Source organism: Solibacillus sp. CAU 1738, from assembly GCF_039888725.1.
Taxonomy (GTDB): domain Bacteria; phylum Bacillota; class Bacilli; order Bacillales_A; family Planococcaceae; genus Metasolibacillus.
Map to the genome: position 1 here is coordinate 92,827 of NZ_JBDQQN010000006.1, position 16,734 is coordinate 109,560.

At 36.8% G+C, this 16,734-nt stretch carries 20 protein-coding genes and 1 other annotated feature; of the genes, 6 read left to right on the top strand and 14 right to left on the bottom strand.

The annotated features are described in order from the left end of the window. Positions 1-20: 20 nt before the first annotated feature. Positions 21-707 carry a YjjG family noncanonical pyrimidine nucleotidase gene (locus AAFN87_RS16360; protein ID WP_347792134.1) on the bottom strand — a complete coding sequence of 229 codons (687 nt, stop codon included), beginning with the start codon at positions 705-707 and terminating at the stop codon, positions 21-23. Positions 708-827: 120 nt separating this feature from the next. Between AAFN87_RS16360 and AAFN87_RS16365 the strand changes: the two genes are divergently transcribed. Together AAFN87_RS16365 and AAFN87_RS16370 are read left to right on the top strand one after the other, a co-directional pair. Next, positions 828-1,595, top strand: a complete 768-nt coding sequence (locus tag AAFN87_RS16365) for a TSUP family transporter (protein WP_347792135.1) — start codon at positions 828-830, stop codon at positions 1,593-1,595. 114 nt (positions 1,596-1,709) lie between these two features. Then, the gene (locus AAFN87_RS16370; protein ID WP_347792136.1) at positions 1,710-2,426 is read left to right on the top strand and encodes a DUF2087 domain-containing protein; all 717 of its coding nucleotides are present in this window, start codon (positions 1,710-1,712) and stop codon (positions 2,424-2,426) included. 159 nt (positions 2,427-2,585) lie between these two features. On the opposite strand, the gene AAFN87_RS16375 is transcribed toward AAFN87_RS16370, so the two are convergent. From AAFN87_RS16375 to AAFN87_RS16395, 5 genes are all read right to left on the bottom strand, one after another. After that, positions 2,586-3,098: a methylated-DNA--[protein]-cysteine S-methyltransferase gene (locus tag AAFN87_RS16375; RefSeq protein ID WP_347792137.1), complete on the bottom strand. Its 513-nt coding sequence runs from the start codon at positions 3,096-3,098 to the stop codon at positions 2,586-2,588. Positions 3,099-3,159: 61 nt separating this feature from the next. Next, positions 3,160-3,630 (bottom strand): DinB family protein, encoded by a 471-nt coding sequence (locus AAFN87_RS16380; protein ID WP_347792138.1) that lies wholly within the window; start codon positions 3,628-3,630, stop codon positions 3,160-3,162. A 67-nt stretch (positions 3,631-3,697) separates the two neighbouring features. Further along, positions 3,698-4,204, bottom strand: a complete 507-nt coding sequence (locus tag AAFN87_RS16385; RefSeq protein ID WP_347792139.1) for a DNA-deoxyinosine glycosylase — start codon at positions 4,202-4,204, stop codon at positions 3,698-3,700. Beyond that, positions 4,197-4,589 (bottom strand): nuclear transport factor 2-like protein, encoded by a 393-nt coding sequence (locus tag AAFN87_RS16390; RefSeq protein ID WP_347792140.1) that lies wholly within the window; start codon positions 4,587-4,589, stop codon positions 4,197-4,199. The genes AAFN87_RS16385 and AAFN87_RS16390 overlap by 8 nt, the downstream gene beginning before the upstream one ends. 146 nt (positions 4,590-4,735) lie before the next feature. Further along, on the bottom strand, positions 4,736-5,068 hold the full coding sequence (locus AAFN87_RS16395; protein WP_347792141.1) for a hypothetical protein: 333 nt from the start codon (positions 5,066-5,068) through the stop codon (positions 4,736-4,738). A gap of 77 nt (positions 5,069-5,145) precedes the next feature. On the opposite strand from AAFN87_RS16395, the gene AAFN87_RS16400 reads away from it, so the two are divergent. Further along, a complete protein-coding gene (locus AAFN87_RS16400) occupies positions 5,146-5,505 on the top strand; it encodes a MerR family transcriptional regulator (RefSeq protein ID WP_347792142.1) in 360 nt (119 codons plus the stop codon). A gap of 92 nt (positions 5,506-5,597) precedes the next feature. Here the strand turns inward: AAFN87_RS16400 and AAFN87_RS16405 are convergent, their stop codons facing one another. From AAFN87_RS16405 to AAFN87_RS16430, 6 genes are all read right to left on the bottom strand, one after another. Next, entirely contained in the window at positions 5,598-7,226 is a 1,629-nt protein-coding gene (locus tag AAFN87_RS16405; RefSeq protein WP_347792143.1) for a glutathione ABC transporter substrate-binding protein, read from the bottom strand. Between the two features lie 139 nt (positions 7,227-7,365). Beyond that, positions 7,366-8,043, bottom strand: a complete 678-nt coding sequence (locus tag AAFN87_RS16410) for a hypothetical protein (protein WP_347792144.1) — start codon at positions 8,041-8,043, stop codon at positions 7,366-7,368. A gap of 356 nt (positions 8,044-8,399) precedes the next feature. Then, the gene (gene rsgA / locus AAFN87_RS16415) at positions 8,400-9,470 is read right to left on the bottom strand and encodes a ribosome small subunit-dependent GTPase A (RefSeq protein WP_347792145.1); all 1,071 of its coding nucleotides are present in this window, start codon (positions 9,468-9,470) and stop codon (positions 8,400-8,402) included. 232 nt (positions 9,471-9,702) lie between these two features. Then, positions 9,703-11,340, bottom strand: a complete 1,638-nt coding sequence (metG, locus tag AAFN87_RS16420; RefSeq protein WP_347792146.1) for a methionine--tRNA ligase — start codon at positions 11,338-11,340, stop codon at positions 9,703-9,705. A gap of 48 nt (positions 11,341-11,388) precedes the next feature. Further along, positions 11,389-11,633: a binding site (T-box leader), on the bottom strand. Between the two features lie 60 nt (positions 11,634-11,693). Beyond that, positions 11,694-12,206, bottom strand: coding sequence for a hypothetical protein (locus AAFN87_RS16425; RefSeq protein ID WP_347792147.1), 513 nt, complete (start codon positions 12,204-12,206; stop codon positions 11,694-11,696). Between the two features lie 153 nt (positions 12,207-12,359). Then, positions 12,360-13,136, bottom strand: a complete 777-nt coding sequence (locus tag AAFN87_RS16430) for a DUF2268 domain-containing putative Zn-dependent protease (protein ID WP_347792148.1) — start codon at positions 13,134-13,136, stop codon at positions 12,360-12,362. 103 nt (positions 13,137-13,239) lie between these two features. On the opposite strand from AAFN87_RS16430, the gene AAFN87_RS16435 reads away from it, so the two are divergent. Both AAFN87_RS16435 and AAFN87_RS16440 read left to right on the top strand, forming a co-directional pair. Beyond that, complete coding sequence (locus tag AAFN87_RS16435) at positions 13,240-13,503, top strand: hypothetical protein (protein ID WP_347792149.1); 264 nt, start codon at positions 13,240-13,242, stop codon at positions 13,501-13,503. 227 nt (positions 13,504-13,730) lie between these two features. Then, positions 13,731-13,862: a hypothetical protein gene (locus AAFN87_RS16440; protein WP_347792150.1), complete on the top strand. Its 132-nt coding sequence runs from the start codon at positions 13,731-13,733 to the stop codon at positions 13,860-13,862. A 137-nt stretch (positions 13,863-13,999) separates the two neighbouring features. Here AAFN87_RS16440 and AAFN87_RS16445 read toward each other — a convergent pair whose 3' ends face one another. Together AAFN87_RS16445 and AAFN87_RS16450 are read right to left on the bottom strand one after the other, a co-directional pair. Then, positions 14,000-15,187: an MFS transporter gene (locus AAFN87_RS16445; protein ID WP_347792151.1), complete on the bottom strand. Its 1,188-nt coding sequence runs from the start codon at positions 15,185-15,187 to the stop codon at positions 14,000-14,002. A gap of 14 nt (positions 15,188-15,201) precedes the next feature. Continuing rightward, a complete protein-coding gene (locus tag AAFN87_RS16450) occupies positions 15,202-15,612 on the bottom strand; it encodes a MarR family winged helix-turn-helix transcriptional regulator (RefSeq protein WP_347792152.1) in 411 nt (136 codons plus the stop codon). Between the two features lie 337 nt (positions 15,613-15,949). Between AAFN87_RS16450 and AAFN87_RS16455 the strand changes: the two genes are divergently transcribed. Further along, entirely contained in the window at positions 15,950-16,699 is a 750-nt protein-coding gene (locus AAFN87_RS16455; protein WP_347792153.1) for a class I SAM-dependent methyltransferase, read from the top strand. Positions 16,700-16,734: the final 35 nt, after the last annotated feature.

Below are 16,734 nucleotides of genomic sequence, written 5' to 3' on the forward strand. Positions count from 1 at the left end.
CTTATAGGACAGTATATCTATTATTTTAATATCATATATAATTGCTGTAACTTTTGAATTTCATAAGTTGGCTTTTCGTCAGTTACATTGACTTTATTATGCCGATTCAACCAGCAAGTATCAATTCCTGCGTTTAATCCCCCGACAATATCGGCCGTAAACGAGTCACCAATTATAAGCGTTTCATTTTCAGAAAAGTTTGGAATGCGTTTGAACACATAATCAAAATAACCTATCATCGGTTTTTGATAGCCCGTATCCTCGGATACAAACACATCTTTAAACAACGGCGCCAGCCCTGTTATATTCAGGCGCTTATATTGTGTTGTCGATACCCCATTTGTTACAACATATAAGTTATATTCATCAGCTAAATTGTTAATTAGCTCCCATGCCCCATCTACAAAAACTTTACTTTCCGCTAAGTGGTCACGATACTTTTTATCGTACAGCCCACCATCAACTTCTTTGCCGTATACGTGAAATAACTTTGCAAAGCGTGTCGTCATCAATTCTTCCCGTGTAATGCTTCCTTCTTCAAACTGCTTCCACAAATCGCTATTAATTTGACGATACTTCGATTCAATTTCAGTAGTTAAAGTAATGCCTTCTTCCTCAAATAAACGGTGTAATGCCCAATCCTCTGCAGCACCAAAATCAAGCAATGTATCGTCTAAATCGAATAATAAATTTCTGTATTTCCCCATATAAATCCACTTCTTTCATTTAAACTACTATTTACTATAACAGCAATACAAAAAATTTCCTTGTAATCACAATATTTTTTCGCTACGATTCATTTGTAATTAAGAAAGAAGGTTGCAAATATGCCATTTGATTTAGATTTATCAATTATACTACTATTATTTTTCTTTGGTTTTTTAGCTGCCTTTATCGATTCCGTCGTTGGTGGTGGTGGACTCATTTCGTTACCCGCTCTTATGTTTACTGGGCTAAGTCCATCTGCAGCTGTCGCAACGAATAAACTTGCAGGTACAATGGGTTCAATGACAAGTACAATTACTTTTTATCGATCAGGGAAACTTGACATTAAATCGGTTTATAAGTGGTTTCCTCTTGCATTTATTGGTTCGATGATTGGGGCATGGGTCGTTCATTTAATGAACCCCGAAATTTTAAAACCACTTATGCTTGTGATGCTTGCGGCTGTTGCGGTATATACAATCTTCAGAAAAGATTGGGGTTCTATATCTACATATAAGAAGCTATCAAAAGGAAAATTTATCGCCTTTTTATTTGTCATATTTGCCATTGGTTTTTACGACGGATTTTTAGGCCCAGGAACCGGATCATTTTTAATTTTCGCATTTTTAATGATCGGCTTTGATTTTTTAAAGGCTGCTGGCAATGCGAAATTCTTAAATTTTGGTAGTAATATCGGGGCATTATTAATGTTTATGACGCTTGGTCAAATTAATTACGCTTACGGTTTAATTATGGGGGTTGCACAAATACTTGGTGCGATTTGTGGTTCAAAATACGCCATTAAACGCGGTAGCGGGTACGTCCGTGTATTGTTTATTACAGTAACCGTTGTTTTGTTAGCAAAAAATGCATATGACTACTTTATGTAGAGTGAAAAAGGGTGTGCCGCTATCACGACACACCCTTTTTTTAATTAATTTGACAACAAATAGATAATTAGTTTATGTTATAACAAACATTACATAGAAAGGTTTGCTAAATTCATGAAAACTGATTTTGATTATAAAAAAGATGATATGATTAAAGGCTACTACAAAAGGGAGCAGCAATTTTGCTGTTTATATTGTGAGACGACTTTTGAGGAAGGGCTAATTTATCCGGCTGGCGAGATTTTTCAAACGGCAGAGCATGCAATGAACGAGCATGTTTATGACCAACATGGCTCACCACTTGATGCTTTACTTGCCCTGAATAAACGTTACACAGGCCTATCCGAACATCAAACAGAATTACTGCACTATTTTGCGAGCGATTTTTTAGATAAAGATATTGCCACACAAATGGGCATTTCTGCTTCTACGATTCGCAATCATCGATTTAAGCTACGCGAAAAGGAACGACAAGCAGAAACATTTTTAGCGATTATGGCGCTCATTGATAAGCCAAAACCATTTTCAATTCATAAAGGAGCAACGATGGTGGACGAACGATACGCAATTACCGAAGAAGAACGTGCAAAAGTACTCGCAACATTTATAGACTCCGACGGTCGCGTGAAACAATTACCGACAAAGGAAAAACGTAAAATTGTGATACTGCAAGAAGTGATTAAAAAGTTTGAAGCAAACCGCAACTATACGGAAAAAGAAGTAAATGAAATTTTAAAGCAAATATTCGACGATCACGTAACCGTACGTCGCTATTTAATCCAATACGGCTTCATGCATCGTAGTACTGATTGTCAAAGCTATTGGATTTAGAGCCATACAATGGGGGGACAATTGAATTTCAATTATGTAAAGGGCATTAATTGTTTGAAATGAATTTTTTTACGTGCGATTTACTTAGTTAGGTGATTGTGCACTCCCCCTAGGCTATAGCCCCCCCGTTCGGCAAACTTAGCCATGAAAAAGTTTTCCTTATTTAATGCCTTCAATAGTTAGTAATAATTTTTTCAGCTCTAATCCGCCCCTAAATCCTGTTAAAGAGCCGTTTTTACCAATTACTCTGTGACAAGGTACAACAATCATGACAGGATTAGCCCCGATTGCCCCGCCAACAGCTCGCACTGCTTTTGGATTGCCGATGCGCTGTGCAATATCAGAATACGAGCATGTTTCACCGTAAGGAATGTCTTGTAACACTTGCCAAATCCTTTCTTGAAATGCTGTGCCACGATAATAAATCGGTAAATCAAATTGTGTTCGTTCACCAGCAAAATACTCATTAAACATTTGTACATATGGTGCTACTTTTTCTGCATCCTCTATCACTTCACTACCTTTAAAACACTTCTTCGCCCATTCTAATAGTTCAGATTCATCTTTATTTAGTGCACCTGTAAAGCACAATCCTTCGTCTGTTGTAGCTAGTGTAAACTGAGTATCGTTATATTTGAACATTGTCCAATAAATTGTTGGCTGCACAAGCATATCCTCCATCTCATAAAGGAAAAAGCTGTCCAAAAATACATTTCAGACAGCTCCTTCATTTTTAATTCATTTCTGCAGTTGGCCCCATTACTGGTGGAACTGATAATCCGGCTTGACGTAGTAACACCGTCATTTGTCCACGGTGATGTGTTTGATGATCGATTAACGTACGCAATAGCTGTCCACGTAGCATTGCTCCGCCGAAAGCTTGTACTTCCTCTAAAAGCTGTTCATCCGTCATCGTTTCGACAGCTTTTTTATATCCCTCAATTACCATTTCATATGCTTCAATAATATCAGCCATATTGTTTGGTGCTTCCATATTTGGACCAGGTGCTGGAATTTGTAAACCTGCAAAGTGGCCAAATGCCCCTCCAACACTTACTAAATGCCATGCTAGCCACCCTAATGTATTATGCCCATCAACAATTGCTTGTCCCATTTTATCATCTGTAATAGCCTTCATTACATTTAACGTGCCTTTTGATGATGAATGCCAGTCCTTTGAAAAATCTTGTACATTACGATACATTTCTATTCCCCCTCTTATAGTTATAGTTTTAGCATAATGAAAGTTTAAGATGATTTCAATTATATAGTTAACCCTGAGTTATATATTTCCCAATTTCCCTCCAAGCTTCTACTTTTTCCTCAAAAGACTTTATATTCTTTCCAGGGATCGGGCTTGTCGATGGCATCTTTTCAAAATCTCTACTTGCTAGTACAGCAAATCCTATATGCTTTTTAAAAACATCAAACGCTTTACTACCATTGAAAAATACCGCTTTTATATGGGGATATTTCTTAAAAAGTGCTGCAAAATCATTCGGAATTTCATTGCGAATAGTAGCATCTAAGCTACCTTGGCGTTCACATGATTGAATTGTATCCCATAAACCAATACCGTGTGCTTTTAATAATTCAAGCCGTTTAATGTAATCATCGGGTATAGTCTGCCCTGTAATTTCACTAATAATTGGCCAAAAGTGATTGCGCGCATTGCCGTAATATTGCTGTTTTTCTAGTGATTGTACCCCAGGCATTGAGCCGACAACTAATACTTTTGTATGCTCATCTACAACGGGCGGTAAAATATTTTTAATCATCTGTCTCACCAATTTGTATTAAATAAGTTGTCATTCGTTTTAATCTCGCCTGTTTGCCGGCACTTGCAAATTGGCATATGTGACTAAAACCAAATTTCAATCCATTTCCAATAATCTCGCCGCTTACTGCGCCATCGCGGCCGTGCGTAATGGTGTTTTCGATTATTAGTTCTTCACAAAAGGGCATTTCGTCAAGTGCTTCAGCTATACTTTTAATACCTCTATATGATCTATTCCCGACAAAATCCCACTGAATATCTTCAGCTAACTGCTCCTGTAAGTGCGGTATATTTTGTTCTGCTATCGCTAACAGGATTTGCTCTATAACAACTTTTCTCGGTGCATTTCCGCAATCCTTTTGTCCTCTGAACTTCACATCTCGCATATAATCACACTCCCTCTATTTAGTTTACCAAAGTAATATATAAAACCAAAAATCAGCATTACTATTTGAAGAATAAAAGGAGTATTGCCATTTTAAAGGAATATATTATTAAAAGTATGAAATTCTACTTCTGCTTTGACCTAGTTTTAATAATTCAAATAATTGATCAAGCAAATGAGCAAAAAGAAAGTAGCTGTATAGAGATGGTGCGATAAATTGGTTTTATTAAATAATATTTTGCCATTTGAATAACGAGAAAGAATAATTAATATACAAAAATATAAAAGTATAGTAATAGAAAAATCAAATTTATTTTTAAACAATCCAAATCCTAAAAACGCTATATGTGTAACGATAAAGAATGCAACCGTTGCACCTTTTGCAAAGCTACCAATTTGCCCTTTTTGTCGATAACAATAAATGCCTATAGCAATTAAACTGATACAGCAATATCCAACAATCAATACACTACTAATCATATATAGCCTCCTTTGGTGTTTATTTTTAGGTTAAATTGTGGGGTTAACCCCATGTCAATAGAACGAGGTGAAATATTTTGAAGATTGGCAACTTTATCGAAAAAGCTCATACTACAAGAGATACGGTCCGTCATTATGAGGAACTAGGTTTATTACGACCCGCATGGATAAATAATCTAAGAGACTATACAGCCAAAGATTTAGCAGACTTTCAAGCAATTAAGGAAATGCAAGGCTTAGGCTTAGCATTGAAAGATATTCAAGTGATTTTTCAAGTAAAACGAGATAACGGATGTAATTCAGTGGAACTATTATCCGCTATTATTTTGAAACTCAATAATACTAAAACAATTTTACAATTAGAGCAGCAAGAAATTACAGCGAAGCTTGCTAACATTACTAATTTAATTACCGGTATCAATGAGTTGAAAAAGTAATCAAAACCAATTCAATTCATAAAAAAATGCTTTATGTAGTTTTTCTACATAAAGCATTTTTGACTAGGTAAGTTTTATTTTCTAATCAATATTTATTTAATAATTTGCACGTCCTGTAGCTGATAAATACCCGTTGCATCGACAGAGAAACCAGTAATCTTATTGCTTACCCCTGTTAAATATGCTTGGTGGTGAATAAATGCTGCTGGTGCTTCAGTGTTAATGATTTCTTGTACATCTTTATAAATCTGTGCACGAACTGTAGCATCTGTTTCTATACGCCCAGCTGCTAATAATTTATCCACTTCTGGGTTAGAGTAGAATGTACGGTTATTGTTCCCCATATCTGTTGAATGGAATAGTGGATACAAGGCTCCATCTGCATCTCCAGTAGATGGTGACCAGCCTAGAATGAACATATCATGCTCCCCTATTGCTGTTTTATCTAAATACGCTCCCCACTCCATTACTTCAATGCCAACTTCAATGTTTAATTGCTTTAAAGACTCTTGTAAAACAACTGCAATTTGTTGACGTTGTGGGTTGTCATTCGTCCATATCATTGTTTTGAAACCATTTGCATAGCCCGCTTCTGCAAGTAATGCTTTTGCTTCTTCAAGATTATAATCTTGCTTCGTAATTTGGTCTGTGTAACCCCATACCATTGGCGATAACGGACCAAATGCTTGTACTCCAAAGTTATCATAAACACCTGCAATAATAGAACTACGATCAATTGCCTTTGAAATGGCTTGACGAACTTTAACGTTATCATACGGTGCTTTTTTTGCATTAAAGCCCACATAAGCAACAGATACAGAAGGCTGTTTATTCACTGTTGCAAATCCCTCTACAAGTGGAACTTCTGTAGGTTGTACCGGATCAATAATATGTGCATTCCCTACTTCTAAATCAGCTGCACGTGTCGCACTTTCAGGGACTGTTTTAAATACAGCTGAATCATAAGATACTTGGTCGCCCCAATACTCTGTATTTTTTACTAAACGAATTTCCTGACCTGATGTCCATTTATCGAGTTTTAAGAAACCAGTACCAATTGGATGTGCATTTACATAAGCACGCTCTTTCTCGCCAGCTTCCATCGCTTTATAATCTTCCGCAATAACAGTTGGGCTTATCATATTAGCACCTGGATGCGTTAAGGCAAATAATAACGATCCAAATGGTGCTTTCGTTTTAATTTGTACCGTTGCCTCATCTACAACAATTACTTCTGAGATTGGCTCGAAGTTCGATGCTCGTGGTGATGCTACTTTAGGATCTAAAAGACGATCTAAGTTCACTTTAACTGCAGCTGCATTAAAGTCTGTACCATCATGGAATTTTACGCCTGAGCGCAACTTCAATTGTAATGTTAAATCATCAATATACTCCCAAGATTCTGCAAGTAACGGCTCTAAATCACCTGTTTCAAAATTACGCACTATAAGTGTTTCGTAAATATTACGCTGCACGTTTGAAGAAGGTACATCGTTTGACCCGTGTGGATCTAACTCGACTGCTTCTGATAACACTTCTAAGACTAGCTCACCACCTGTAATCGTTTCCTCACTTTGTGTGCTGGTCCCTTCGCTTTTTGTTGTATCTTTTGTTGTATCTTTGGTCGTCTCACCCGTACTCCCACTATCCCCGCTACATGCAGATAAAACAAAAATTAAAGTAAAAACAAATAATAGTAAGAAAAACTTTTTATTTCTCATCTAAATGCCCCCCCTTTTTTAGTTAATTTTTCAGAAAATTAACTTTTTTATATATTATCCGAAAGTAACATATAAATCAATATTATTCTTACATAATTACTTGGTATTTATTTTCGGTGTTTATTTCCAATAAAGTCTATCACTCAATACTCGTCGCAATTTCTAATAGCTTGATTGAATCTACTACTTCATCTAATGTGTACACTTTTGTACCTTCCTGCCAAATGATACGACTATTTTTTTCATCTACATCTAAATAGGCGCGGCCATGCGTCTTCGGAATCGGGAGCTTATGCGTTTCTAAAAATTCAACAGCCTGCTTTGCAAGTAATAAACCTTTGCTCGGTTCACTCGTCTGCGTATGTGTTGATATTGCCCAATACCCTTCATTCCAGCTCGTCCAAAATGAACCGGCAGCCTCTTCTTGATAACCTGTAATATTGTAGCCTAATTCCACTTCCTGCCCACCATACTGAGCGTAATATTCAAACGCAATTTGTTCATTTGCTTCTTGCTCTGTTGCGTATTTTTCAATCTGCAGACGGGCAATTGGTTGCGCCACATCCTCAATTTCCGAGTCATTTAACGGGAGTTTTTTCTCACTTTCATAATATATAATCGTCGTTAAATAACTATCCGTTGTTGCTGTTGCCGTTAAAAATTTCCCTTTTGTGACTGGAATTCCGCTTGGCAATTTCAGATTACTATTTGTTTCATTTTCAGAATCATTAATCCGAGATTTGTCAATTGCATTTTCTTCTAGACAGGAACCGAGAAGAAAAAGACAAGCAAGCGTTAGTATGAGTAAGTACTTCATACTCGTTGGCCCCTTCCGTTAGAGTTAAAAAATTTATCTACTAATACTACTTTTGTTTATAGAACTAGATTTCGTTAGACACTCTATGTATATATATGTTGCTTGCAATAAAAAAATTAAAAATCCATTTTGCAGCTACGCAAAATGGATTTTCTAATAAATATTGAATATGCTTCTTCTCACACTGTTTATTCAATAAGATATTTTTAATCTTTTAATCAACATTTAGAAGACATAAATAAGCCAACGTGCAAAAGGTGTGCTGAATAGCTACTTACACTACTAAATGCTACATGTTAGGCCATTTCCCGTAGCATTTATCTCAACTAAAAGATTTTCGAATGCACATTTTTTAGTTATTTAGTCTTTTTATTCGCTTTCATACCCTTTGTTATTTTCTTCCACTTACGTTGCTCTACTAGCTTTGCTTGTGCATTCGTTTTACGCTCGATATAAGCAAGCTCACGCTGTAATTTAAAATAGCTTTGCAAACGCGCTTCATCTAATACATCTTCTGTTATAGCTAACCTTATCGCACAATGAGGTTCACTTTTATGTGTACAATCTCGATATCGGCATTGGTCCGCTAGCTCTTCAATATCTTGAAAGCTTACGGCTAAGCTATCAGATTGGTTCCATAACTGTAGCTCACGCATACCAGGTGTATCTATTAAACAGCCACCTGTCTGTAACATAACTAGCTCCCTATGCGTTGTTGTATGGCGCCCTTTTGCATCATCCTCACGAATACCTGAAACTTTCATGTGTTCGGTCTCAAGAAGTGCATTCATTATTGTTGATTTCCCTGCACCAGATGACCCAAGCAACGCTCCTGTAACACCTTCTGTAAACAGTGTTCGGATTGTATTAAAGCCTTCACCCGTCACGGCACTTGTGACAACAATATCAACGCCAAACGCAATTGCTTCAACCTCGCTCACATGCCCCTCCACATCATCACATAAATCCGCCTTTGTTAAGACGATCAACGGTTTAGCACCTGAATCCCAAGCTGCAATTAAATATCGTTCCAGCCTGCGAATATTAAAATCCGCATTTAAGCTCATAACTAGTAAAACAATATCAACATTCGCTGCAACAATTTGCTCTTCAATTTCCAAACCCGCTACTTTACGGGAAAACACCGATTTACGCTGTAATAATTTATGAATAATGGCTTTTTCCTCACCCGGCATTTGTTCAACTAGCACCCAATCACCTACTGCGGGATAATCTTCACGAGCTAGCGCATTGTAGGCAAAATTCCCTGCAACAGTAGCAAGCCATTCACCTGCTTCACTTATAACTCGATATGACAGCTTATGCTCTAACACAACGCGTGCCGGGATTGTCTGTTTATATTTATTATTTACTGTTTCTACTTGCTCGCTAAAAAATGGGGTAAACCCTAACTTGTTTAAATTCAATTCGTTATCCTCCTAAATGTATGCATAAAAAAAACCTTGAGCTGCCATTTCAGCAGTTCAAGGTTTCATGCGCGCATTTAAAAGAGTATACGTCAAAACGTACACTTTAGGCGTGTGAAATTGAACAGACTGAATGGCAGTTTGTCAAAAGCAAATCTATTCATCATGTCACATCACCTACTTCCGATAATTAGTAATTTAAATATAGCTGACTTTTTTAAAAATGTCAATTCTATCCTTTAGAACCATTAACAAGCGCATTGTATTCTTCTTCAATAAGCGCCGTATCAAGTCGTTCGAATAACGGCGTCACTTCAAATAATGTTTTTGGAAGTTGAGTTTGCTCTTGCCACTCGATTACGTCAATTTGCAACATTTCGCGTATTTTCTGTGTAGAAAATGGTAGGAACGGATGCAAAAGTTGTGCTAAATTCGCAATGATATACGTACATGTTGCAAGCGTATCATTCCCTTTTTCCACATCGTCTTTTACTTGAATCCAAGGCTGTTGCTCATCAAAATAACGATTGGATGAACGAATATAGCCAAATACTTCATCCAGCGCTACTTTAAAATGACCTTGTTCAATGAGCTCTCCTACTTTTGTATATAGCTCAGTCGTTATATAACGAATTTCTGCATCAAATTCACCTGTTGGTACAACGCCATCAAAAGATTTTTCAATAAATTTCAATGTGCGGTTAACAAAATTGCCATATGCACCGAGTAGCTCGCCATTATGACTATAAATAAATTCTCGCCATGAAAAATCCGTATCACGATTTTCAGGGGCGTTTACAGTTAAAAAATAGCGAATCGAATCTGGATTATATTTTGATAAAATATACGGAACCCATACAGCCCAATTTTGACTCGTTGACAACTTACGTTTCTCAAGCGTTAAATATTCATTTGAAATAATATGCGTTGGTAGTGCAGGATTGTTTAGACCCATTAATATAGCTGGCCAAATAACGCTATGGAACGGAATATTATCTTTCCCATGTACATAATAAGAAATAGTCTCCTCATTCCACCATTCCTCAATCTTTTCCCCGTGCTGTTGCGACCACTCCATACTTGCAGTTAAATAACCTGACACCGCTTCAATCCATACGTAAATCTTTTTATCCTTGAAGCCATCAACCGGTACAGCGATGCCATTTGGTAAATCACGTGTTACTGCACGATCTGGTACTCCCTCTGTTAAATAACGACTAGTTAACGAAAGTGCATTATCACGCCAACGCTTTTCATCTTTAGCCTTTTGTAAAAATGCTTCTAGTAATGGCTGGAACTCACTAAAAGTAAAATAAAAATGTTCCGTTTCCCGAATGACTGGTTCGTTGCCACAAATTTTGCAGCGTTTTTCAAGTAAATCAAGTGGATCTAAAATGGCCGAGCATTGATCACACTGATCACCCCTTGCCTTTGCCCCGCAATTCGGGCAAACACCCTCTACAAAACGGTCCGGTAAAAACTGCTTATCCGTTTCGCAATACGCCTGCTCTATTTTCTTTTTATATAAATACCCCGCTTCTAACAACTGCAAAAAGATTTGCTGCACAGACCGATGATGATGCTGTGCGTCTGTTCGCGTATACAAGTCATACGTAAAACCTAATTTTAAGAAACTATCCGAAAACTCCTTGTGATAGTAGTCTGCAATCGCTTCTACTGTTGTTCCTTCTTGATTAGCACGAATTGATATTGGTGTACCATTACAATCACTACCTGACACATACAAAACACGCTGTCCCTTTTGTCGGTAATACCTCGCTAATATATCTCCTGGTAAGAGGGCTGCAATATGCCCTAAGTGAAGTGAGCCATTTGCATATGGCCAAGCCCCTCCGATTACTATTGCCATTTTATTCTCCTCCTTAATAAAAAAATAAAAAAACGCCCTAATCATAAAGATTAGGACGTGAATCACGTGTTACCACCTACATTTACAAATAGTTTACACTATTTGCCTCATTCAGTACGTCAAAAAAGAGATACTGCCGCTGTTGTAACGAGTGCCTTTCTCGTCGTAGCCTACTAAATTTTTCGGTACGCAGCTCCAAGGTCATTTTCTATTAGGTACATTTACTTCATTTCCACCAACAGAAGCTCTCTAAAAAACTTGCCTAATATACTTTTCCTCTTCAACGCTTTTCATTTGAATTTACGGATTATACTACGCTTATCTTTTGGAAAAATCAAGCTCGTAATTACTTTTTAATTTTCCGGTTTTGTAAACGATTGCTTACGTGTAATTGGTTGACCAATTGATACATGGTCTAAAATTTCTTCAGGTGAGCCATTATGCAATAAAATGATTTCCTCAATATAGGGGAAATTTGCAAAATAGGATTCTGCAAGTGACCCCATAAACATTCGGCCACCTGCGGATCCTTGCACTTTGAAAATACCATCGTCGAAATTCAACACTAGAGTACGATCATTATTTTTTATTGTGTAGTCGATTAAACCAACTCCCTCACGACCCACTTCATCATAAATAAAGCGAATTAAAGATAATTTCATACTTTCATATGGCACTTTAAGTGGCTCCACATATTCAGCCTGCTCATCGCTAACAAATACTGTGATTTGTTGTTTCGTAGCGACTTTCTCAGTTTGCTTTGCTGCTTCGACCTTCGTTACCGCCTCTGACTTTTGTGTATTGTCCTCGGTGCACCCAGCTAATAAAACTGACACAAAAGCACTAGCTAATAACCATTTTCTCATGCCATCTTCACTCCTTAAAATTATTACGTTCATTGTAACAAAAATCATTTCCACCTAAATACATTTCTATGTAATTGAGTATTTTGTCTGGTTTTTATACTATTTAGTGTAAACTTTCAGGGCCATCATTGTAATATATGTATATTATTGTAATTAAATCCCGATTTGTGAGTTTGCGAGTATTTCTTGCGCTGGTGTTGTGAGTAGTGTTGTTAAATCAGATTGTTGTGCTGCAAACGATTGTACAATTCGATACCCAATACAATAGCCAATCCACGGCATCTTGCTATTACCATATAAAAATTCTCTATGATTGCTAACTCCTTTTAACTGAAGGTTTGGCATTATATACTGCTTCCAAATCGGTATTATTTCTTCTATTGTATAGCTTTTTGTCCATGGTGAAAGGAATTCTTCTCCATATAATTGTTCTACAGCATGTTCTGCAAGTCCTTCAATAATTAAAGAATTAAGTAATGTAATTTGATCTGGCCGTTGCTGTAAGAAGGCTAACCTACACACATGATTATACTCATGTGCGAGTAATGCTTTTAATTCTTTTTCTTCAATTAATGCTGACACAAATAATACGAGTGTCCGCCGATAAGCGACACCATTTTTTTGTGGACCTTCTTTCGTAATCGGTAATATTACAACCGCTACATCTGGACCGTTCCAAAGTAATCGAAGTCGTTCAAATTCCTGCTGCACCGTTTGCCAAACCGTTGTCGACAATAATTGCTTGGAATGCTGGATTTCTTCAGGCTTAAATAACCCTTGTCGCAATAATTCAAACTGAATTTCTCCAGACGTTGCATTTTGAAAATAAGGTATTAATGGTGCACAAATACATTCAGAATGTGCTCTTATGACATCGGTTTTGCAATCCAATAACTGTAACAACCAATCCTCTGTTTTTAATACTGGCAACAAAACGCCCCCTTCGTTAGTATACGCCGTAGACGATTGGCACGTGTGTACTTTCTATTCTTGCATATAGTAAAACACATTCTATTAGAAAGGAGGAGGTATAATGAATTCAGCAGATGCATATGATTTATGTTGTAAATATCATGGTCAGCGAGTTCGCATTACAGACAGACAAGGAAATACACATGTAGGACATATTACGCGTGTAACAAGAAGAATGGTTTGGCTTGAACCAAACAATCCAGGTGGGTATGGCTTAGGCTGGGGTTGGGGTAGAGAAAATGATTTCGAACGTAATGGCTTTGGCTTTGGTATTGCCATTGGATTTATTGCAGGTGTTGCTTTAACATCCGCATTTTTCTGGTAATTCACTGGTGTATTTTCCACTCAATACAATGAATCCCCAATTCATACAATATCCACATTTATGCGCTAGTTTTTGAACGATTTGTGAAAGTATACACAAACTACTTTCTTTTTTTCAAAATCGGAGTAGAATAAAATTATCAACTGATATATAACAACATCAATTCACACCGCTCATAAAGCTAGTTGTTATATAACATACTATTCAACATAAAAGGGGACCTAACTATGTGGGTTATTACAGTTTTCGAAAAAAATTCTTATCGTATGTTCGAGTATAATAATAAAAACGAAGCAACAAAAGCTTTAGCAAAATTCAACAAATCCGCAATGCTGTCATATACAAATAAAATCGCTTAATATACTGTTAAACCCTCGGCAACTGCAATATGAGTTGCTCGAGGGTTTTCTATTTTATGAAGTTACTCTTCAATTGCTACCGGAAAGCCGCAAAAGGATCGCCTGGAAACAGACGACCCGTAGCTCTTCTTTCGCTATTAAATTTTTATTAGCTCCTTATCACGGCGGCCATGAAGTAAATAATATAATGGGATGCAGCAAGCAATAACTGCCACCATAGCAACGAAAACCGGACGATAACCTGTATGCGGTACAACAAAGCCAAGTGTGTAAGGTCCAACACCCAACCCTAAATCAAACATAATGAAATACGTTGATGTTGCCAACCCGAAGCGATGAACGTCTGTTACTTTTACCGCAATTGTTTGAGCTACTGAGTTGAAATTTCCGTAGCCTAAACCGATTAACGCGGCGGCAAGTAACAGCATCCAACTAGCTGTTGCTTGGCTAAAAATCGCCATCCCAATTGCAAATACTATGAAGCTAGGATAAGCTACAATATTTGCTCCGCGCACGTCCATAAGCTTCCCTGTATAAGGTCGCGAACAAATAATAACGATGGCATACACTAAGAAGAAATAACTCGCCGCTTCAACTAAATTGATTTCCTCAGCATAAAACGTAATAAATGACATTACACCTGAATAACTAAAGCCGATTAATAAGGCTATAAACGAAATTGGTAACGCTTTTGGCTCGATAAATTTCCCTATAATCGATGTATTCTCTTGAACACTATCCTTTTTAATAGGTGCAGGCAAATCGATTTTCGCCAATATAATAACAATGATACAAAAAATCGATAATACAACGTTTAACGTAAAAATCCATGTAAAGCCTTCCTCAAGCTTCATTAAAAAAATACCGATAAATGGCCCAATTGCAGTCGCTAATATAGCACTTAAACTATAATAGCCAATACCTTCCCCTTTACGAGCCGCGGGTAAAATTTGTGCAATAATCGTACCTGTCGCTGTCCCTGCAATACCAACTGCAATCCCTTGTAGTAGCCGAATTATTAGTAAGAATGCAATATTATATGCAAAAAAATAACTCACCGATGTAACCGTAAATAAAAGAATGCCCATCCATAATGTTTTTTTGACACTAATATCTCCAATCACGCGCCCTGCACCTAATCGCCCAATCAGTGACCCTATAATGAAAATACTTGATACGAGCCCCGCAGTACTTGTCGACGCATGGAATTCTGTTTTTGCGAACGAAGCAATTGTAACCATTAATAAAAAGAACATTAATGTAAGTAAAAAATTTATTGCTGAAATGATTAAAAATTCCTTCGTCCATAATTTTTCCTTGTTCACAATAAACCTCATTTCTATTTTTTCAAGTTATGTTGTAGCTGCTCAAAAACAGCTAAGCCTTGTGCTAGTTCTTGCTCTGTAATTCCTTCTGTTAAATGCGTTAACCACATATCGACATCCACTTTTATTTCTTTATATTTGGCAATGCCTAACTCAGTGATAACCATTGTTTTCTGTCGTTTATCTTGGCCAAGCTGTACTTCAATAAAAGATTGCTCCAGCAGTTTTTGTGCTACCGGGGTAATTGTCGGCTTTTCCACTTGCCAAAACGCGGCTATTTCTGAAAATGTCGCAGGACCAATTTCCACTAAATAACGGAGCAAACCCCATTGTAATTCGGTCACTTTGTGTGGCATCAATGTTTCTGTCATTTGATATGCATATTGTCGTTGAACGAGCTTCAGTGACAAAAAGTAAGCATACATATTATACCCTCCAAACTAAAATTAGTTAGGCTAACTAACTATATGACTATAATAAAAAAACAATACGCTGTCAAAGCAATTTTTCAATACTACTCAATTTCAAGTAAGGTAACTTATTCATCCTACAAATAAAAAGACTGTAGGCAAACTTTGAATTTCTTCAAAGTCGCTCTACAGTCTTAACCCGTAATTTAATCCGAAGGGCATTTATTAAATTTCGACATGCCTCTATCTACATATTACCAAAAATTAAATTATAAGTCTATTTTTTCTTTATTAAAATGAGACAATAAGAATGCGCAAAGGTTCCATAACGTTATGGTGAAATGAGGCAATCATGAAGCAAAATATTTATGATAACAATGAATTTTTCCAGAAATACCAAGCTTTAAGAGCAAGGGAGAATAATTATAATCGTTTACTCGAACAACCGAATTTTCAAGCGCTAGTACCTGATTTAATGGAACGGAATGTTTTAGATATAGGTTGTGGCTCGGGTGATTTTGCTGCCTTTTGTCTTTCAAAAGGTGCATCAAACGTTAAAGGTATCGATATTTCACAAAATATGATTACAGCTGCCGAGGAGAAATATTCACATGCTCGTTTACAGTTTGAGCAAGTTGCATTTGAGGATGCTGAAGTAATTGAAGGTAGTATTGATTTTATAAGTAGCTCTTTGGCCTTTCACTATTTTGCCGATTTCGATGCATTAATTAAAAAAATAAGTACTGCTTTATGCACAAATGGTACACTGCTTTTCTCTATGGAACATCCGATTGTAACAGCAAATAAAGAGATGGATAGTTGGATATGTGATACACAAGGAAACTATCTTTACTATGCGTTGGATAATTACCACGAAGAAGGTTATCGCACCCAAACATGGCTTGTAGATGGTGTTGTTATGTATCACAGAACATTATCTACTATTATCAATACATTAGTAATAAATGGACTGCAAATTGAAAAAATACTAGAACCAATACCTACCCTTGAAGCTACAAGAAAATTACCTAGTATCGCAAAGGAGATACGGCGTCCTTCATTTCTAATTATCCGTGCTAAAAAATTACCTAACTATATATAGCTAACGATCTGAAGGGCTATTCCAAAAACAATTTT